Below are 866 nucleotides of genomic sequence, written 5' to 3'. Positions count from 1 at the left end.
CAACTATATTCATGAATTTACTACCACCGAATCGTTTTCCCCAACGATTTACGAGAGCAAAAACAGCGAGGCAAGAAAAGGGATAGTGCCCAGGGCAATTGCGACGCCTGTTAGGATAATTGGCTTGGTTGAAAGCATCGCTATGAGGATTAGCATTCCCGCCATAGGGACATGCTGAAGCCTTCTCGGCCACGGATTGTTTTTCATTACGGGACGCATATCTATCCTTAGATTTGCAAAGAAGAAAACGCAAGAATCGGCATGGCAGCCGATGTTAAGGATGGTCTGAAGTAGCCCTGTGTTTCCGGCCGACTTCTGCCCTTGCCAATTTTAGAAGCGGCGATTCGACCAAAATCGATCAAGTCATCCGCTCATTTCTGAGTTTTTAGCCGCCGCGAACACCTCTCAGCGGCCATTTCCCACATTACAGGCGCACCTCTCCTGCATTCGTCAGCAAATGCCGGCGCGCCATCCACAGGTTCGACAGGGCAAACAATGTCACCAGCTGCGCCGTGTTCTTCGCCAGGCCACGGAAGCGTGTCTTCACATAACCGAACTGGCGCTTGATCACCCGGAACGGGTGCTCGACCTTGGCGCGCACCTGGGCCTTGGCCTTCTCGATCTTGCGCTTGGCTTTGTACAGCGCGCTGCGCTTACTCAGCTTCTTGTACGTACTGCGGCGGGCCGCGATCTGCCAGATCACCTCCCGGCCTTCATGTTCCGGGCGCTTCTCGACGCCGGTGTAACCCGCGTCGGCACCCACCATGTTTTCCTCACCGTGCAGCAGCTTGTCGACCTGGGTAACGTCTGCAACGTTGGCTGCCGTCCCTACCACGCTGTGCACCAGGCCGGACTCGGCATCGGCG

General features: G+C 55.5%; 1 protein-coding gene. It reads right to left on the bottom strand.

Features of this window, described 5'->3' with window-relative positions; translation table 11 throughout:
* Positions 1-424: 424 nt before the first annotated feature.
* Positions 425-866, bottom strand: a 442-nt coding sequence (locus HZR81_RS23645) for a transposase (protein ID WP_500129399.1), incomplete at its 5' end; no start/stop codon positions are given.

The sequence above is a fragment of the Pseudomonas sp. LM13 genome (assembly GCF_041381355.1).
In the GTDB taxonomy this organism is placed as follows: domain Bacteria; phylum Pseudomonadota; class Gammaproteobacteria; order Pseudomonadales; family Pseudomonadaceae; genus Stutzerimonas; species Stutzerimonas frequens.
The sequence above is the reverse complement of the archived record's forward strand: the minus strand, read 5'-3'. Positions and strand labels throughout refer to the sequence as shown.